A 16,707-nucleotide genomic window follows, 5' to 3' on the forward strand; every position below is an offset into this window, starting at 1 on the left:
TGCATGCGATCGGCACCTAGTGCCGGTGGCTGGCCCTGTTCCGAACGGGGGCCGGGACGGCGACTGGTTCCCGGCTCCTGCTCGGAACAGGGCAACGGCCCTCGCCCCATACGTGTTGGTCAGACCGGCGGAGGGGTTACCAGCTTCGTTGTGCCCGGGTCGACGTCCGCCGGGTGCGCGAGGATGGGGAGCTCATCGTCGAGGAGACCGTTGAGCGCGATGGCCGCCTTGCTGAGCAGGTGCGCGCCCTGGACCGACTGGCCATCGGCCACCGACGCGTAGAAGCGTGCGGCGTAGGTGATGGCGTCGGTGTCACCGATGGAGTCGGACATGCCGATCGCGAACGGCACCGTGTCGACCAGCTTCTGCGCCTGGGCCGCGGAATGGCAGGAGTTGAGCAGCACCAGGAGCGGCTTCTCGTCCACCGCCGCGATGGCACTGGCGAAGGCGCCGGCGCTGACGATGGCCTCTTCGTGGAAGTCGTCCTCTCCCCTCTCGAAGGAGATCAGGTCGTGGCCGCTGTGCCCGGAGAAGTGCACCACGTGCGGCTTAAACCGGGTCAAAGCGTTCAGGAACACGTCGGCGGTCGCGGCCGGATGGGCATCCAGCTCCACGAGGTCGCGGTGAGTGGCGCGTTCCACGGCTGCGCGGATCCGCTGCTGCTCTTGGCCGACGCGCAGGTCTCCGGCGGACGATGCGCCTAGCAGCAGGATCCGCAGCTTCTCCGGCTTCGGGGCGCGGAGTTCCTTCATCACGATGTCTACCTGGCCTTCTGCCGCCGACAGGCGGCTCTCGATTCCCTGCTGCTGCGCGGCGGCGATCCGGCGTGCTTCGTCCTCGTCGCGGCGACGCGCCGCTTCGTGGGCTTCTCGTTCCGCCTGCTGCGCCTTGGCCAGCTTCGTGGTCAGGACGGCGATCTCCTTCTCGAGCTTGGCTGCCTTCGCCGTCCAGGTGCTGGCCTGGGTCGCGGCGGTGTTGGCCTCCTTCTCGTAGCGCTGGGCGGTCCGCAGCCGGCTCTTCCCCATGTTGGGGCTGCCAGCCTTCCCGGCCGACGCCGCCTTCTTCGCGGCCTTGCCCTGCTTGTCCGCCTGCTTCGATCCCAGATCGCTCGCCCGCTTCAGGGCTGTGGCGCGCTCCTTCCTCTTCCGGTCCAACTGGTTCTGGTAGTAGCTGGAGTTCATGCTCGACCCCTTCGTGACATCTACCGACAAGGTAGACGGCAGCACTGACAGTCCTGGTCTGTGCTCGGGGGCGGGCGGCCGATGGCGCAGAGCGGGCCCGGACCGATCGGTCCGGGCCCGCTCTGCGCCATCGGTCAGCCGGGAGTGAGCGCTGGTGGTTGCTCTTCCAGCGCCGTGATGGATTGCAGGTACTCGGCCCTGTCGCGGGCGCTGACCTGTTCGATCCAGTACTTGGCCGGCAGCTTGTCGGCGTTCAGGCCCCACGCAAGCGCGCGTGCCCGCATGCCGTTGTCTCCGGTCAGCACGGTGACCTGAACCGGGCCGATGGCCTGCTGGAGCTCGCAGGCACGGGCCACGATCTCGTCGTCGTTGTTCGGCAGCCTCACGTGCTGGGGTTCGTCGAGAAGCACCTCGACCCGCACGCCACCGGCCATCGCGTGGCCGTCACGCTGATCGGTGAGGGTCTGCTCCAGCAGCCCGAACACGCCTCGGGCGCGCTTACGGATGGAGTCGCTGGTCGCGTAGGACTTCTTGTCGATCTCGTCGACGACGACGTGGGGGATCACGACGACGGCGTTCTTCCCGTACACGGCGGCCCAGGGGATCTTGTCGTACCGGGAGTAGTGCAGCAGGTCGTTGGTGTCCAGGACCAAGGTCCGGCCGCCCTGGTGGTGGGCGTACTTCTCCTTCAGCCGGTACAGCTCGTTGCCCAGCTCCATGAAGTACGTGCGCAGCTCGTTGAGTTCACGATTCAGCAGCTGCGAGAGACGGTCGGCCGTGTGGTCGCCGAACACGATGCTGGAGTAGCGCTCGCCGCGCATCCGAGCCGGGATGGACCTGTCGGCGAACACCTCCAACAGCTTCTTCGTCGCCGCCAGCGTCCACTGGTCGTACGGATTCACCGCCGCATGCATCGCCTTGATCTGCTCCGTGCGGTGGAGAGCGTTTCCGCTCCCTCCGGGCGGTAGATGCGGGATGGAGTTCTGTACGTCGTTCAGCCCCTGCTCCGTCACGTTCTTCAGGAGTTCGAGCGCCTCATCGCACGTTTTGCCAGGTCGCAGTAGCATTCGTCCCCCAGTCCTCCCAGAGCCGCCGGAAGGCGCCGACGAGCTTCACCCGGATCGTCTCAGAACCCTGCATGAGGTCCCCTTCATCGATATGGAGCGCCTCAAGCTCGGCCTGAGGCCACACCGTCCCGACAGTCGGCGAGCCTCGGGCTGCTACTGGTCCGGCGGCGCGCCGCAGGGAACTGGATGCTTCTGCACGCGTGACGTGTTCACGGTGCCGCTCGCTGCTGGGCACCCCTCCAGAGTGCGTATCGGCGTGCCCCGTTGGCCCGTTGGTGCTTGCCCGGGTGGGAGATGATGGGCCGGTGAGTTTGGATCTGAGCAACTACGAGCTCCGCTGGCCGGCGCCGCTGTTCGCGTCCGAGGGCGAGCGGGTCCTGCGGCTCCCGAACAGATGGTGGGAGGACCAGGCGGTCTGGCTTCTCACGGAGGCCTTCGCCGGTACTACGGTGGTGGCCGACTTCGAGGAGCTGCCTATCCGCCCCGCGCCCTCGGACGACCCGTGGGCCAGCACCACCCCCGGCTGGGGAGAGCGGCAGGGGAGGGACAAGCGGGACTGGCTTACCGAGCTGGTCGGCCGCGCCTTAGAGCTGCGCCGTGCTGTCGACCCGCGGCCGTACTGGCCACAGCGGCAAGGGCGCGGACTCTCGCACGACGGCAGTACCCCACGGGATTCCCGCCGCGACTTCGAACGGATCATCAGCGACTTCGCCGACAACGGCTACCTGGTGGAGGCCTTCGGCGAGGAATGCGTCGACGACTCAACCGAGCTGCCGGACGCCTCGCGGGTCATCGAGCGCCGCCTGGGCATACCCGGCCTGTGGCCCCTGACCCCGGCTGCGTGGGACGAGGACACCTTCTTCGGACTGATCGAGGTCTTCCACGACCTCGTCAGCCGCCCCCGCACCCGCCGCTACCACTCCTACAGTGGGTGCGGCTGGCACCACTCGGAGTTCCACAACGGGCCCGCCCGCATTCTCTACCGCAGCAAGGTCAACGAGCTGCTCCGCGAGGCCGGCATCGAATACGAGCTGGCCGCCGAAGGCGAAGACCTCGGACGCCTGGTCGCCATCACTGACGACGCCCGCAGCGCGCTGGTGCACCAAGCACTGACCGGCAGCGCCCCGGACATCACGGCCCGGGTCCGTCACGCCGTCGCCCTCTTCCGCGGCAGGGACGCCGCCGCGGAGAGCAAACGATCGGCGATCGTGACCCTCGCGGGCATCCTTGAGGAACGCCGGGCCCTCCTCAAGGACCAGCTCGGCAAGGACGAAGGGGCCCTCTTCGAGATCGCCAACCGCTACGACCTGCGTCACCGGAAAGCAGACCAGCGCGGCGACTACGACGAAGCGTTCCTGGACTGGATCTTCTGGTGGTACCTCGCAACGGTCGAGCTCACCAACCGGCTCATCGCATCACGGATCGGCGGCTGACACCGCGTCCCGTCCGGAGAGCAGGGGGGCATGAACTATTCGAGGTTGAGGGCCATACCGGAAGGTCTGGTGATCACGGTATGCCTGCTGGTGCTGTCTGCGTGCAGCGGCAACGACGACCCGCCGGTCAGACGCAGCGACGGCGTGATCAAGGACTTCGGGCACGTCACAACACCCGATCTGAAGAAGTGGGTCCAGAGGTCTGACCTGCCGCAGAAGACCAAGAGCCTGATCGACCTCTACGTCGGCAAGATCCGCGTCACCAAGGGGTTCGCCGGATGCCTGACAGAGGGACGGACCGAACCGCTCATGAACGTTGAGCTGACCTATCCAGACCTCGGGCAATACGACGAACAGGGCTTGGACGAGCAGCGCGACTGGAGCCGCCGAATCATTTCTGGACTGGAAGAGTTCGCCCATACCTTCGAGCCGGGCTACTTCACGGAGGGCGGTTGGATCGGAGGGCCAACCTGGGTGACCGACCCCAAGGGTGGTCTGGACTGCAGCGGCAGTATCGAGATGGGCCAGCTCTTGACCCCAGCGGCGAACATGGGAACGGATTACCACCAGAGGGACAACAACCCGATCCCCTGAGAATGGTGCCGGGCCGACCGTGCTGCCAATGCTGATGAAGCCGCGCGCCGCCTGCCTCAGCCCGCCTACGATGCCCTGGTGCGGAAGACGAAAGCGTTCAAGGAAGCCGTTGCCGAGACGCTCGCGGAGCTGGCCCGTCGCGGGGTGACGTTCGCCCCCGCGAGCGTGGCGGACGCGATCGAGCAGCAGATCACCACCGTGTCCGAGCGGCTCGGGATCCAGGTTCGCTCCGCCTGGAGGTACTTCGACGCCTCCGCCACGGCCGACCGCCTCGCCAAGAGTCAGGCCTCCTACGAGGAGAGCAGCAGCGAGAAGGGCGCTGGGCAGGCTCCGATGCCGCCGATCGACAACCCTGAGCTCGCCCTGGTCCTCGCCGGGGTGCCGGACTCCCTGGCCCAGACGGGCGGTGACCTGTACGCGGTCATCATCAACGTCGCAGTCAACGCGTGGATGGCCGGCCACATCCACGGCGAGGACGGCTGCGCCGGCTGCGACGGCAGCCGCGGCGATGTCGGGCACGACTGGGAGGCGCGGATGCGGATGATCAGCGAGCTGCAGCCGAACATCACCAAGTGGTTCGATCGCGACGTATGGACCGCCGCCGTCAACGACGCCGGCTATACCGTCACCAGGCGCTGACCTGACCATCGCTCGCCACTCGGACCTGTACCAGCACCCGGAGCCCGACGCTCACCTTGCGCCGGCTCGAGGCCGTGGCGCATCGCATCTGCCAACCGGTCACCCCGCGGCCTCCTTCTCGGCAAGCTTCTTCCGGGCCTGCTGATAGTCCTCGTACGTCACGGCGTTCAGCGCCTCGATCCGGGCGAGCGCCTCCGCCGTGTCGTCCTTCCTCATCGCGGTGTCCATGAACTTCAGCAGCAGCTCCACCATCGCGTGGCTCTTCCAGTGCCGCAGCTCCGCCTCGTTCAGCAACTCCGGGCCGCTGGCCATCATCATGTTGACCAGCTGCTCCCTCGCCCGCCACTCCCGGCGCCGACGCCACCACCCACCCCCCGGCCGGTTCAGATACCGCAGCTTGCGGATCTGCTCGACCATGGCCCTGATCTGCGTCTCTTGCTCGGGCGTCCACGCCTTCCCTGAGCCGTCAGCAAGCGCCTGGACGGCCTCCTGAGCGGCCTTGCTGCCGTCGCCCGGCCCGTCACCGCGCAGTTGTTCCACGGCCTTCCTGAGCGATGCTTCCGCCGCTGTGGTGTCGTTGTCTTCGGACACGCTCTCCCTCTTCTCCTCGCCGAACGCGCAGCATGCCCGCCGTGCGGCACCCCGGGCAATCGGACGGCCGGCTTACTGGGGATCCGGGGCCGCGCCTCCCGGCGCGGCAGCCGTGCGACGGGAGCGCCGGCGGATGACGCCGGGCAGCTGGCAGGTGGCGGCGGCCGGGATGAAGAACAGCCCGATCATGCCGAGCTGTCCTGTTGTGCCGTCCGCGTCCCATCTTCGGGGGCAATGAGGCCATCGAAGTTGCCCATTGCGGTGGGGTCATCGCACACGCCGGTGGCGTCGGTGTCGACGGGGGTGAGCGTGCCGTTACTTCGGACGGTCCAGGCCACCAGAGGGTCCACGGTGAACGTGCCGTCGTCGTTCTTGTACCGAGCACCCCACCCGCCACCGGGGACGGCGGCGACAACAGGGTGCCCGCCTTCCGAGAGCCCGGTGAAGGTGCGGCGATTGTTCGCCGGGACAAGCCGACCGCTGCGCTCATCAACGACGAGCGCTTGCCCCTCGTCGTCCCAGGCAATGACGGGCTTACTCCTGAAGACCGTACGGCCGTTCTCTTCCTGCTTGTAATTGGCTTCATAGGGGTGCTGTGCTGGGATCACTACGTCTCCTGGGCGGGTTGGTACTGGTCTTGGTGCGACCGTACGGCCGGTGCGGTCTGTCCGTCCCGGGGTTTGATCATGAAAGCGGCCAGGCCGCTCCCCGTCCGTCAGCTGGTTGGACCGCTCAACGGTCTGAGGGCTTTGGGGGCGGGGCGAGCGCGTCGGGCCCGCCGACCGAAGGCCGGCTGGTCCCGATGGTTGATGGCGGGTCAGGTCACGCCACTCATCGCAGTGGAAAAACGCCGGGCAGGCGACCGATAGCGACGGCGAGAGCCTGCGGGATGCCGTCGATCCAGCCGACGCACGGCTCACCCGGCTCTGCAATCCGACCAATAGGACTGCACATGACGGCCTGCCTATCCCGCGGCTCCGGGGGCGGGCGGTTCTCTATTGGACGCACCGTCCGGCTCCCGGCCAAAGCGCCGCATCCGTACTGAGGTCCGGAGGATCACTGGATCTAGTGACGCGCACTTGGTGCCTGATCACACATGGTCATAGCTTGATCGCGCTGCGCGTTGTGTCGCGCTCTCATAGATTGAGGCTCCATGAGCTCTTGGAAGCAACCCCGGTCCCGGTTCCTTTCCCGGCTTGCCGTCTGCGCTGCGGCGGTTGGGCTGATGACGTCGGCGGCACCGGTCCAGTCCGCCACGGCTGCCGACCCGGCCCCGAAGCTTGCAGGGGTCGTGATCGTGAAGAAGACGGCGACGGTCGCGGACTTCCAGCGGGTGACCGTGTACTGCCCGAGCGGGAAACACGTCATCGGCGGCGGCGGTGAGGCAACGGCCCCCAGCGTCGGATACGACGCTGTAGGTCTGGTCGGGAGCTTCCCCGAGATTTTCGAGGGGCAGACAACGTCGTACGGGTGGGTCGCCAATGCCCGCAACTTCTCCGGGGAGCCGACCAGCGTGACCGTCTGGGCGGTCTGTGCCACGACGCCCCAAGGCTATGAGGTCGTGCAGACGCCGACTCTCCAGGTTCCGGGCGATCAGCCGGTCACGGCGGCCTGCCCGGCCGGCAAGGCCGTGCTCGGCGGCGGCGGTGAGATCCAGGGTGACGGCAGCTCTCTCACCAGTTCCTTCCCGAGGGCGACGGCGCCCGGGCAGCCGACCCAGTGGGTTGTAGCCGGCCACAACAGGTCCAACAGCAGTGTCGGCGTCGTCGGCTACGCGATGTGCGCCGACCCCATCGCCGATGTCACCTGGACGACCCACAAGACCATCAAGCCCAATCCGTCCGGCGGGTTCCTCATGTGCCCGGCCGGGCGGTACGTGTCGGGCGGTGGCGCCTCCTCGAGCGGAGAATACCGCGTCCTGTCCGCGTCCAGGCCCGGCCTGGCGAGTGAGGGCGCCACGCGTGACGGATGGTGGGTCCAGGCGGGCTACCTCAGTGACGATCCGTTCGCCACGGACCTCTACGTGATGTGCAGCACCCGGTAGCGCGAGTAGAAGGACCCCGGTGCGACCGCGCCGGGGTCCTTCGCGTTTCCTGCCGTCGACTCGCGAGGCACGGCGGACCAGCGGAGGCGCGGGTTGCCGGAGTGGAGCCGGAGGGCACCGCCCATACGGACACGGACGACTGACGGCCCGACCGGCCAAGGCACGGTCTGTGTCCACTGGTCCGGTCTCACCGAGCGGGCCACCTCTCCGAGCTCCTGCCCGCCGGTGTGACTTTGTGCGATACCTGGCGAGCCGCAGGTGAAGAACTGCCGGTCGGTGATTCGCGTTGATGCGCAGTTGGCGGATGTGTTGCCCTGTAGTTGGCGGATCCTCTGTCGGACCGCCGCGGGGGAGCCTCACGCCGTCCTGCGCGCTTCGACGAGTCGCCGCTGCACATCTGACACCAGGCTCTGAAGTCGTCCTGGCCGCACCCCTTCCCTCTCGATCCACTCGTCCAGGCGCGGACGCAGATACCGCACCATGTGAACTCCATGGCGGCGAAGGACTGACCGGCTCATGGAAATCTCTTCCTGGATCTCTCTTCGGATCTCATCGGTCCAGCCCTGCTCCCGGTCGTCCTCGCCAAGAGGGGTTTTGAGAGCAGCCACCGCCTCATCGAGGACCGCGAGCAAGTCCATGACCCCTCCAGATGTGCCTCAGCAAGTACCGCAACGGCGAGCTCGCCAACTATCGCTCAAATTCGCCAACTACCGCTCAACGTCACAGCCGGAGTTGGATCAGGCTGCGCCGACGCGGTCGGCTTCCTCTGTCCACAGGCGATCCGTGGTCCCTGGAGGTATGAGCGATCACGAGCAGCAACAGCAGCCGGCCCCGGGCCGCGGCATGGTTCGCGAAGAAGCGCGTTGCCGACCTCGACCGGTGGCTCGCTACCTCCCTTGGCCATGGGCCTGGACGGGCCCTCTGGTACCGGAGGCTGGCTCGGCGTTTCCGAAAGCGTCGGTGAGCTATCTGGAGAGAGCATCGTCAGGCCCGTGCCCCTCGTGAGGGGCACGGGCCCTCCTTTTGGTTATGAGCACGGCGTCGCGTCTCTGCCGCACCCCGCACGCGATCCGTCGTGCCCCGGGCCTCAGCGCAGCTCTCCGAGGGGTACGTACCCCGCGTAAGTGACTTTCCGCCTGAAAAGCGAAGCGCTGAAAGGGGTGCCAGAGGGACGATCTCGCGGCGTCCGGTGCGAGGAGGTCTCAACAGTCCTCACGGGCCGTCAGAGAGCCGCCTGGAGGCGTGTTGGGTTCCGCAGTCAGCACGAAGGTAAGTAAGCTCGCCTCATGTTGCCTCAAGAAGAGCCCGACGACAGGCAGAAGGTTACCTTCAAGCTGCCGTCATCACTTAAGGCCGACCTGAAGATCCGCGCAGCAGAACTGGGCGTCGACATTCAGGACGCGGTCGCAACCGCTATGGACGAGTGGCGAGCGTCCTCCCCCGACAGCATCGCTCCTGTGGACACAGCAGGAGCACCGCCGTTCGCGACCTGGCTGACCGACCCGATGATCACTCAGTTCAAGGCGGAGTGCAGTTCCCGGGGCATCCCCTACGTACAGGGCCTGGCGCAAGCAGTCACCCGATGGCTCGACGCACACCCTTCCCCCCGGCACAGGCCACCAGAGCAGAAGACCCGCCGGATCATCGTCTGCAACCAGAAGGGCGGCGTCGGGAAGACCGCTGTGACATCAGGGCTTGGTGGCGCCCTCGCGGAGGACAAGCGGCGAGCCCTCGAAGCCGGCGGCGCCTTCCCCGGAGCTGCTGAAGTCGCTCGCCTCAACGCTCTCCTGCAAAAGGCAGCCCAGGAAACCGAGGCCCAGCCGGACGCCCCCGTCGAAGCCGACGAGTCGTACGACGCCCCCGAACTCCGAGTCCTGATGGTCGACTACGACCCCCAGGGCCACCTGTCCAAGCAGCTCGGAGTCAAGCAGCTGCACGCAGCAGGACCCAGCCTCGCGAAGTTCATGGCACGCCAGGCAACCGGAGATATCCGGGACCTGATCGTGCCCATCGACGAGGACGCATTCGGCGGGCGCCTCGACCTCCTGCCCTCCTGCCAGGACGCGTTCCTCCTGGACGTAATGATCTCCACGGCCCGCAACCGACAGGCCACCCTGGAGCGGGCACTCGAACCGCTGGAACAGCACTACGACGTCATCATCATCGACTGCCCACCCAGTCTCGGTATGGCAATGGACGCCGCGATCTACTACGGCCGCCACCGCGACGGAGAACGCGAAGGCGACTCCGGCATCCTCATCGTGGTCCAGGCAGAGGACTCCTCGGCCGACGCCTTCAGCATGCTCGTCGAGCAGATCGACGACGGCATGGCCGACTGGCGCATCCAGGCCACCTACCTCGGCCTCGTAGTCAACCTGTACGACGCGCGAGACGGATACGTCGTCACCAGCTCACTCAACGAATGGCACGCACTGGGAGAGCCTCGCGTCATAGGAGTCATCCCCCGCCGCAAAGAGCAGCGTGAAGCGGCCCGAGCCCGGCGTCCGCTCCTCGCCTACGACCCTTCATGCCCCCAGTCGCGCGTCATGCGCCAGATCGTCAAGGAGATCTCATGAGCGGCGGCCGCCTCAGCGCAGCAGAACGCGCCGGAGCAAGCGCCGCGTTCGGAACCGCCCGGGCCCCCCGTAGCCCCCGTGGGCAGATCATCGACGCCATCGTTGGCACCCACCCGACCTCCGTGTCCCCCGACCTGGTAGCGGAAAACCCGGAGAACCCCCGGGAAGAGTACGACGCGGACTACATCACCAGCCTCGCTCAGAACATGCGCGAGGTCGGGCAGATCCAGGCAGCGACCGTCATGACCCGCCTGGCGTTCATCGTCTCCCACCCCGAGTACAAGGAGACCATCCCTTCCGACCATGAGTACGTGGCCATCGACGGGCACTGTCGTCGCCGGGCGGCTCAAGAAGCCGGGATCGATCTTCGGATCACAGTCGACGACTCCCCGGCTGGAACCCGCGAAGATCTTCTGGCTGCCGCACTCTCCGCGAACCACTTCCGCAAGAACCTCACTCCGATCGAAGAGGCCAGGGCCATCGAAGCCCTCGTCGAGTTCCACGGCAGCGCCGCAGCGGTCGTGAGCGTCCTCGGCGGAGCCACCAACGACTCCTGGATCTCCACTCGTCGCGCCCTGCTCAACCTGCCGGCCGAGATCCAGCAGAAGGTCGCTGACAAGGAAGTCCCGATCGCCATCGCTCGAAAGGCAGGCAGCCTCCCAACCCCTGAGGAGCGGACGTCCTACGTCGAAACCAAGATGGCCGAGAGGGCAGCAACGCAAGCCGCGAAGCCCAAGCCAGTACGGGGCCGCGCAGCAGCAGCAGCGAAACGGCTTACCCCTCCGCCCGCTCCCGTTCAGGGAACGCCGCCCGCCGCACCCCCGGACAGTACGCCTCCGGCAGCACCCACCAGCACCGTTCCGGAGCCCCGGAGCAACGCCAGCGCTGCCGCAGACAGCCAGACGGCCATCGACTGGACAGACCCGAGCAGCGTTGCCACTGCGATCCTGGAACGCTGCTCGCCCGCTGTGGTCGAGGCAGTCGCCCAGAAGCTCCTCGGGCCTCGGTGACGCCTTCTGGTTTTACGCGGTAAAACTCAGCCCCTGCCCGGCCGGAGGATTGGCTGTCTCGTCTCACCGAACCGAGTCGACTGCGATCCGTCTCAACGAAACCAGTCGTCGCTGGTCGGAGGGCCGGAGTCCCCGACCGCCCAGGGAGTGGGCGTCTCAGCGAAGTTAGTCGCCGCTGATCAGCAGCTCGGGGACGACTGGGTTCGTTGAGAACGGACATTGCCCTCCTACGCTCCGGGCGTCACGCCCTCCGGAACAGCTGAGTTTTACCGCGTAAAAGTCTGAGGGCACGCCAACTCCCACCGCGCGCACCCGGAGAACGCTGACCCGTCTCAACGAAGTCAGTCGCCGCGGTGGGTGCCACGGGTGCGACGGGGAACCCGTGCACGCCAGTCTCAACGTAGTTAGTCCACCCAGTTCAGCGGCCTGCCGTCGACTGGGTTCGTTGAGACAGGACAACCGCTGATGTCGGGTCGGGCCCTGATGAGGAGCGCAGAAGCTGCCCAGCGAAGCTCGACCGGTGGTTCGCAGCCGCAGCCCTCTACCGCACGGCGACGGACGAACCGCAGCTGGCGCGCCCCCGCGAACATGAAACTGTGTAGCTCTTGAACACTGAACTGAGAAAGGCCATCAGGTGACCGCGGAGCGCAGGACGAGTACCTCGATCCAGTTGACGCGCACGCATCGGATCCTGATCGGGGTCGTCGTCGCGGGTGCGGTGGTCATCGCCGCGATCGGGTTCGCGGGTTCCTACGCCGCCGTGCGCGAGCTGGCGGAGGAGAAGGGCTTCGGGTCGTTCTCCCTGGTCTTCCCGATCGGCATCGACGCGGGCATCTGCGTCCTGCTCGCGCTGGACCTCCTGCTCACCTGGATGCGGATCCCGTTCCCGATGCTGCGCCAGACGGCGTGGCTGCTGACGGCGGCGACGATCGCGTTCAACGGCGCGGCCTCCTGGCCCGACCCGCTGGGCACCGCGATGCACGCGGTGATCCCGGTGCTGTTCGTCGTCTCCGTCGAGGCCGCCCGGCACGCGGTGGGCCGGATCGCGGACATCACGGCGGACAAGCACATGGAGGGCGTCCGCCTCACCCGCTGGCTGCTCTCGCCGATCCCGACGTTCAAGCTGTGGCGGCGGATGAAGCTGTGGGAGCTGCGCAGTTACGAGCAGGTCATCAAGCTCGAACAGGACCGGCTGATCTACCAGGCCCGCCTCCAGGCCCGTTTCGGCCGCAGCTGGCGGCGCAAGGCCCCGGTCGAGTCGATGATGCCGCTGCGGCTGGCGAAGTACGGCGTACCGCTATCCGAGACCGGCCCGGCCGGCCTCGCCGCCGCCGGGATCGAGGAACCGATCCTCACCACGGTCCGCCAGGAGGGCGACGGCGGTGAGGAACCGGTGCTGGCGATCGGGCATCAGCGGGCGGGGGAGCGGGACGCTGAAGCTGAGGACGCCGTCGCCGCGGTGCGCGGGGTCTCAGCGGCCGGGCTCGGCGGCACCGTTCAGCAGGCCGCGCCGGCTGCACCGCAGCGGCTTCTCCCGGACGTGGACTACTTGGCGGCAGCCGAGGGGTACATGGCCCAGCGGGGACACTTCCCCGACGCCGAGCAGTTCGGGCACTTCCTCGCCCAGTACGGCGTCGTCGAGTCCTCGACGCGCGAGCCTCTGCCCGGAACGCTGCTGGAGCCGGTGCTCGACCAGCTCTGGGGCAAGCACCACGAGAAGTTCATCCAGCGCGGCCAGGCCACGACGAGCCCCCACGACACCCCCGCTGGGCCCGCGTCCAACGTCGAGGAGCTGCCTGTACCGGGCGGCGGGCCCAGCGCCTGGTTCGACTCCGAGCCGAAGCCACTCCTGGAAGGCCCGACTCACGACAAGTTGGAAGACCCGGAGGGATGGAACCGACCGTCCGGAGACACTGCACCCGATGCCGAACTTTCCGATTCCAGCGCCGTTCCAGATGCCGCAGCGGTACCTGGGGGAGCGACGGCTGCCCGGACGGGGGAGAGGCGCCGCGTCGTACAGATGCGGATTCCCGAGGGCGACGAGACCGACGGAGCGTCGCCCGCCGACAGCCCCGACGACGCGCAGCCCGATCGGGAGGAGCCTCCGGGACGGGAGTCGTCGCCGCTGACCGGAGCTGAACTGGTGGCGACTCGCTACCTGGAACTCCCCGCCGAGGAGCGTTCCAGGTCCGCCAACTCGCTCGCCCCTCTGCTCGCCGAGGGCACGGGCTACACCGTTGGAACGGTGCGCAAGTACCTGGGAGACATCAAGCGCGCCGAACGACAGGCCGCCGCAGCCGACTGAGGAAGTCGTGCTTCCGCCGTCACCGGCGGGAGGGTTCCAGAAGTGCCCGCCCCAGCGAATGAGGCAACCCCGCTCCTGGTGAGTGACGCCCCGGAGGGCACTCACCAACGCTGGACTTCACTTCCCCGGCCGCGCCCCGAGCACATGGGCTTGCATCCGGTTCCAATGGCCCCGCAGAGCGCGGAAGAGAGTTGGAACGAGCTGACCTGCAATTTTCCAACTCACACGTCGGCTCGGACCCCAACTCACCACGCGCAGGCGCACCCGAAGCCAGCAGCGCCAGACCGCCCGCGAACGTGAAGTCCGGGGCCAGCGTCCACGATGCCGGAGGGCGCTGAAGCTTGGAATCCGCAGCCCGGCCTCTTGGAACGTCGCCAAGGTGCCTCCGCCACTCACCACACCCCGGGCTGGAACTGGCCCAACCCCGCACCCCTGTGGTGAGGGTTCCATTCCAACTCACCACTGCCAGGAACCGTCCCCGCGTTACTCACCACGTGGCCGTTGGAACTCACCATGCCGTCGAGCGAGGCAGCTCCGAGCTGATCACGTGAGGTCGCCGCCACCTGGAGGAGTTCGGCGAGGCGGGTGCGTTCGGCGTGGCTCCAGCCGGTGCCGACGCTTCCCGCGTAGTGCAGCAGCCCGTCGTGCCGCTCGCCGACGAGGACGGCGCCGGGCAGGCCGGTCAGCCGGCCGCGTCCGGGAACCCACCCGCCGATCACGACGTCGGCGAGACGGTGGACCTTGATCTTCACCCAGTTCTTCGACCGCACGCCGGGCTCGTACCGGGAGGTGAGCCGTTTCGCGATCAGCCCTTCGAGCCCCGCGTCCCGGACCATCTCCCATGCCTGCGCCCCGTGTCCCGTGACCGCTGCGGGTGTCGACCAGGCGGGCCCCGCCAGCCCGAGGTTCTCCAGGAGGCCGCGCCGTTCCGTGTACGGCAGTTTCGTCAGGAGACGGCCGCCGAGATGCACGGCGTCGAAGAGCATGAGGTGCGCGGGCACCCGGCCGGCCATCCGGGCTGCCTTCGCGGGGGAGCCGGCGAGACCCATGCGCTGCTGGAGCCGCTCGAAGTCGCTGCGGCCCTGCTCGTCGAGCGCGACGATCTCCCCGTCCAGGACCGCGGGCTGCCCGCCGAGGAACGTGGCGAGGGGGAAGAACTCGGGGTACGCGGAGGTGATGTCCGTTCCTGACCGGGCCCGCACGAGCATCGTGCCGTCGCCGGGGAGGTAGATCATTGCCCGCTGGCCATCTTGCTTCACCTCGAACGCCCACCCGTCCTCGGCGGCGGCCGACGGGAGTGTCCCGGGCGTTGCGAGCATCGGTTCGATCCTCGGCAGCGCCGCTGGCGCAGGGTGAGAATCAGGAGGCACTGCGCTTCTTCGCGGCCGTCTTCTTCGCAGGCTTCTTCGACGCCGTGGTCTTCTTCGAGGCGGCAGTCTTCTTCGCTGGTTTCTTCCGGTTGGTCTTCTTCGACGGCCGCATCTCGTGGACGGTGGCGTCCTCGCCGTCCCCTCCGCGGGATTCCTTCGCGGCCTTGACGGAGGCGTTCAGGGCGGCCATGAGGTCCACGACCTCGCCCTTCTCCTGTGTCCCGTCCTCGGCAGGAGCGGGCAGGGGCTTGCCCTCCGCCTTCGCGGCGATGATGTCCTCCAGGGCCTCGCGGTACTCGTCGTGGAATCCGGACAGGTCCTCGATCGTCATCCGCTCGGCCAGCTGGAGGGCCTGCTCGATCTCGTCCTCGCTGACCTCGGCCTCGCGCGGGGCCAGCTCGTCGGGGTTGCGGACCTCGTCGGGCCACTTCATGGAGTGCAGCACGATCGCCCCTTCGCGGATCCGCAGCAGGCCCAGGCGCTCACGGCCGTGCCACTGGAACTTCGCGACCGCGACCTTCGAGGACCGCTCCAGGGCCTTGCGCAGGAGGGTGTAGGGCTTGGCGGCGACCTGCCCGTCGGCGGCCAGGTAGTAGGAGTCGCTGATCCGGACCGGGTCGATCGTGTCCGCGTCGACGAACGCGGCGATCTCGATCGCCTTCGCCGTCGGCAACGGCATCCGTTCCAGTTCCTCGTCCGTCACCGGAACCGTCTGGTCCTTCGCGATCTCGTAACCCTTGCCGATCTCATCCTGGGACACGACCTCGCCGTCGATCTCGCAGACCTTCCGCGTTCGAACCCGGCCCATGTCGGTGAGGTGCACCCGGTGGAAGTGGACGTCGTGGTCCTCGGTCGCGGACACGATCTTCACGGGGATCGTGACCAGCCCGAAGCTGATGGCACCGGCCCACAGCGGCCTCGGCATATCTACCTCCACGCCCCCTCAGCGGATGTCGAGCAGCGGAGCAAACCGGAGCGCCGGGCGGAGCGCGCCCCGGGCCGCAGCCCGCACCTCGATCCTCACGCCGCGCCGGGCGGCCCGCATCTCCACCGCGCGCCGGTGCCCACCGCGGCCGCGCACCCGGCGCTGCTGCTGGCACGAATGACCGCCACGTCGTACGTACGCCCCGGGGCGACCCAACAGTGGCGGCGGTTGTCACCGGTACGGGTATTCGTCGCCCGGCGGCCGGAGAACTGGGGCAGGGTCGGAGTGCACACCCACACGGGCATATGCCAGCCCGAACGGAAGGGTGTGCGTGCTGTCCGGGGCGACCGGACGGTCATGGGTGCAGAAGCGGGCGAGAGGCAGGCAGGGACCATGTGGTCGACCGAGGAGTTCGGGGCATCGCACGAGGGGCAGCCCGGAGTCGTGCTGGCGGACGGGACCGAGCCGGGGCCGGTCTTCTTCGATACCGGCAGTGGGCCGGACGTGCACCAGAGCACCTCCTGGTGGGTCTACGACGGCACTCTCCGGGCGCCGGTCGCGGCCCAGCTGCGCGGCGCGTGCTCCTGCGGCTGGCGCGGCGAGCGCCTCTACCCGATCGACTGGGACCAGGTCGACCGCCGGGAACCCTACGCGTACGACACCACGGGCCCGGAGGACGACTGGGAACGGCACATCGCCGAGGTCGAAGCCGGAGCTGCCCCGCTGCCCGACGACGTCGCCGCGCTCATCGCCCAGGTCCAGGAGCGGCTCGACACGCTCGCGGACACCGCCCCGCTCGCCGCGCTCCGGGCCGTCGCCGCGCTGGAGCGGACCACGCAGCTCATCGGCCGGGTCGCCGCGAACCTCGCGGCCGCCGACGACCCGGCAGGGGAGCGGACCGGCCCCGCCCTGGGCATCACCCCGGACAAGGCCCGCTCCCGCCTCGTGCACTACGGCCTGCGCTGAACTTCA

General features: G+C 68.0%; 16 protein-coding genes. 8 read left to right on the forward strand and 8 right to left on the reverse strand.

Translation table 11 applies throughout. The features are described from left to right. Positions 1-119: 119 nt before the first annotated feature. Positions 120-1,181, reverse strand: a complete 1,062-nt coding sequence (locus AC0VY3_RS37105; protein WP_475551914.1) for a CHAT domain-containing protein — start codon at positions 1,179-1,181, stop codon at positions 120-122. A gap of 134 nt (positions 1,182-1,315) precedes the next feature. Beyond that, positions 1,316-2,248 (reverse strand): PIN domain-containing protein, encoded by a 933-nt coding sequence (locus AC0VY3_RS37110; RefSeq protein WP_475551915.1) that lies wholly within the window; start codon positions 2,246-2,248, stop codon positions 1,316-1,318. 305 nt (positions 2,249-2,553) lie between these two features. On the opposite strand from AC0VY3_RS37110, the gene AC0VY3_RS37115 reads away from it, so the two are divergent. The 3 genes from AC0VY3_RS37115 (at position 2,554) to AC0VY3_RS37125 (ending at position 4,914) form a co-directional block, all read left to right on the forward strand. After that, positions 2,554-3,681 carry a hypothetical protein gene (locus AC0VY3_RS37115; protein WP_475551916.1) on the forward strand — a complete coding sequence of 376 codons (1,128 nt, stop codon included), beginning with the start codon at positions 2,554-2,556 and terminating at the stop codon, positions 3,679-3,681. A gap of 30 nt (positions 3,682-3,711) precedes the next feature. After that, a complete protein-coding gene (locus AC0VY3_RS37120; protein ID WP_228184057.1) occupies positions 3,712-4,275 on the forward strand; it encodes a hypothetical protein in 564 nt (187 codons plus the stop codon). A 78-nt stretch (positions 4,276-4,353) separates the two neighbouring features. Then, positions 4,354-4,914, forward strand: coding sequence for a hypothetical protein (locus AC0VY3_RS37125; protein ID WP_475551917.1), 561 nt, complete (start codon positions 4,354-4,356; stop codon positions 4,912-4,914). A 99-nt stretch (positions 4,915-5,013) separates the two neighbouring features. Here AC0VY3_RS37125 and AC0VY3_RS37130 read toward each other — a convergent pair whose 3' ends face one another. Together AC0VY3_RS37130 and AC0VY3_RS37135 are read right to left on the reverse strand one after the other, a co-directional pair. Beyond that, a complete protein-coding gene (locus tag AC0VY3_RS37130; RefSeq protein ID WP_475551918.1) occupies positions 5,014-5,505 on the reverse strand; it encodes a hypothetical protein in 492 nt (163 codons plus the stop codon). 185 nt (positions 5,506-5,690) lie between these two features. Further along, the gene (locus AC0VY3_RS37135) at positions 5,691-6,113 is read right to left on the reverse strand and encodes a hypothetical protein (RefSeq protein WP_475551919.1); all 423 of its coding nucleotides are present in this window, start codon (positions 6,111-6,113) and stop codon (positions 5,691-5,693) included. Positions 6,114-6,730: 617 nt separating this feature from the next. Here AC0VY3_RS37135 and AC0VY3_RS37140 point away from each other — a divergent pair. Then, complete coding sequence (locus AC0VY3_RS37140) at positions 6,731-7,549, forward strand: hypothetical protein (protein WP_475551920.1); 819 nt, start codon at positions 6,731-6,733, stop codon at positions 7,547-7,549. On the opposite strand, the gene AC0VY3_RS37145 is transcribed toward AC0VY3_RS37140, so the two are convergent. Both AC0VY3_RS37145 and AC0VY3_RS37150 read right to left on the reverse strand, forming a co-directional pair. Beyond that, positions 7,525-7,674 (reverse strand): hypothetical protein, encoded by a 150-nt coding sequence (locus tag AC0VY3_RS37145; protein WP_475551921.1) that lies wholly within the window; start codon positions 7,672-7,674, stop codon positions 7,525-7,527. The two genes, AC0VY3_RS37140 and AC0VY3_RS37145, sit on opposite strands and share 25 nt — an antisense overlap. A gap of 231 nt (positions 7,675-7,905) precedes the next feature. Beyond that, positions 7,906-8,187, reverse strand: coding sequence for a hypothetical protein (locus AC0VY3_RS37150; protein WP_475551922.1), 282 nt, complete (start codon positions 8,185-8,187; stop codon positions 7,906-7,908). Between the two features lie 648 nt (positions 8,188-8,835). Here AC0VY3_RS37150 and AC0VY3_RS37155 point away from each other — a divergent pair. The 3 genes from AC0VY3_RS37155 (at position 8,836) to AC0VY3_RS37165 (ending at position 13,440) form a co-directional block, all read left to right on the forward strand. After that, positions 8,836-10,125 carry a ParA family protein gene (locus AC0VY3_RS37155; RefSeq protein WP_475551923.1) on the forward strand — a complete coding sequence of 430 codons (1,290 nt, stop codon included), beginning with the start codon at positions 8,836-8,838 and terminating at the stop codon, positions 10,123-10,125. Further along, the gene (locus AC0VY3_RS37160) at positions 10,122-11,135 is read left to right on the forward strand and encodes a ParB/RepB/Spo0J family partition protein (protein ID WP_475551924.1); all 1,014 of its coding nucleotides are present in this window, start codon (positions 10,122-10,124) and stop codon (positions 11,133-11,135) included. The genes AC0VY3_RS37155 and AC0VY3_RS37160 overlap by 4 nt, the downstream gene beginning before the upstream one ends. Positions 11,136-11,799: 664 nt before the next feature. Beyond that, the gene (locus tag AC0VY3_RS37165) at positions 11,800-13,440 is read left to right on the forward strand and encodes a DUF2637 domain-containing protein (protein ID WP_475551952.1); all 1,641 of its coding nucleotides are present in this window, start codon (positions 11,800-11,802) and stop codon (positions 13,438-13,440) included. Between the two features lie 392 nt (positions 13,441-13,832). Here the strand turns inward: AC0VY3_RS37165 and AC0VY3_RS37170 are convergent, their stop codons facing one another. Then, positions 13,833-14,759 (reverse strand): ATP-dependent DNA ligase, encoded by a 927-nt coding sequence (locus AC0VY3_RS37170; protein ID WP_475551925.1) that lies wholly within the window; start codon positions 14,757-14,759, stop codon positions 13,833-13,835. Between the two features lie 40 nt (positions 14,760-14,799). Next, positions 14,800-15,735 carry a non-homologous end joining protein Ku gene (ku, locus tag AC0VY3_RS37175; protein WP_475551926.1) on the reverse strand — a complete coding sequence of 312 codons (936 nt, stop codon included), beginning with the start codon at positions 15,733-15,735 and terminating at the stop codon, positions 14,800-14,802. Between the two features lie 357 nt (positions 15,736-16,092). Here ku and AC0VY3_RS37180 point away from each other — a divergent pair, with 357 nt between their 5' ends. Beyond that, a complete protein-coding gene (locus tag AC0VY3_RS37180) occupies positions 16,093-16,701 on the forward strand; it encodes a hypothetical protein (RefSeq protein ID WP_475551927.1) in 609 nt (202 codons plus the stop codon). The last annotated feature ends 6 nt before the right edge of the window (positions 16,702-16,707 follow it).

The sequence above is a fragment of the Streptomyces sp. iso_384 genome, from assembly GCF_056172905.1.

Bases quoted from the DNA above. Each gene is read 5' to 3' on its own strand.
- AC0VY3_RS37110 (WP_475551915.1), bottom strand. From the start codon at position 2,248: ATGCTACTGCGACCTGGCAAAACGTGCGATGAGGCGCTCGAACTCCTG.
- AC0VY3_RS37140 (WP_475551920.1), top strand. From the start codon at position 6,731: ATGACGTCGGCGGCACCGGTCCAGTCCGCCACGGCTGCCGACCCGGCC.
- AC0VY3_RS37155 (WP_475551923.1), top strand. From the start codon at position 8,836: ATGTTGCCTCAAGAAGAGCCCGACGACAGGCAGAAGGTTACCTTCAAG.
- AC0VY3_RS37120 (WP_228184057.1), top strand. From the start codon at position 3,712: ATGAACTATTCGAGGTTGAGGGCCATACCGGAAGGTCTGGTGATCACG.
- AC0VY3_RS37105 (WP_475551914.1), bottom strand. From the start codon at position 1,181: ATGAACTCCAGCTACTACCAGAACCAGTTGGACCGGAAGAGGAAGGAG.
- AC0VY3_RS37145 (WP_475551921.1), bottom strand. From the start codon at position 7,674: ATGGGCGGTGCCCTCCGGCTCCACTCCGGCAACCCGCGCCTCCGCTGG.
- AC0VY3_RS37170 (WP_475551925.1), bottom strand. From the start codon at position 14,759: ATGCTCGCAACGCCCGGGACACTCCCGTCGGCCGCCGCCGAGGACGGG.
- AC0VY3_RS37160 (WP_475551924.1), top strand. From the start codon at position 10,122: ATGAGCGGCGGCCGCCTCAGCGCAGCAGAACGCGCCGGAGCAAGCGCC.
- AC0VY3_RS37180 (WP_475551927.1), top strand. From the start codon at position 16,093: ATGGGTGCAGAAGCGGGCGAGAGGCAGGCAGGGACCATGTGGTCGACC.
- ku (WP_475551926.1), bottom strand. From the start codon at position 15,735: ATGCCGAGGCCGCTGTGGGCCGGTGCCATCAGCTTCGGGCTGGTCACG.
- AC0VY3_RS37150 (WP_475551922.1), bottom strand. From the start codon at position 8,187: ATGGACTTGCTCGCGGTCCTCGATGAGGCGGTGGCTGCTCTCAAAACC.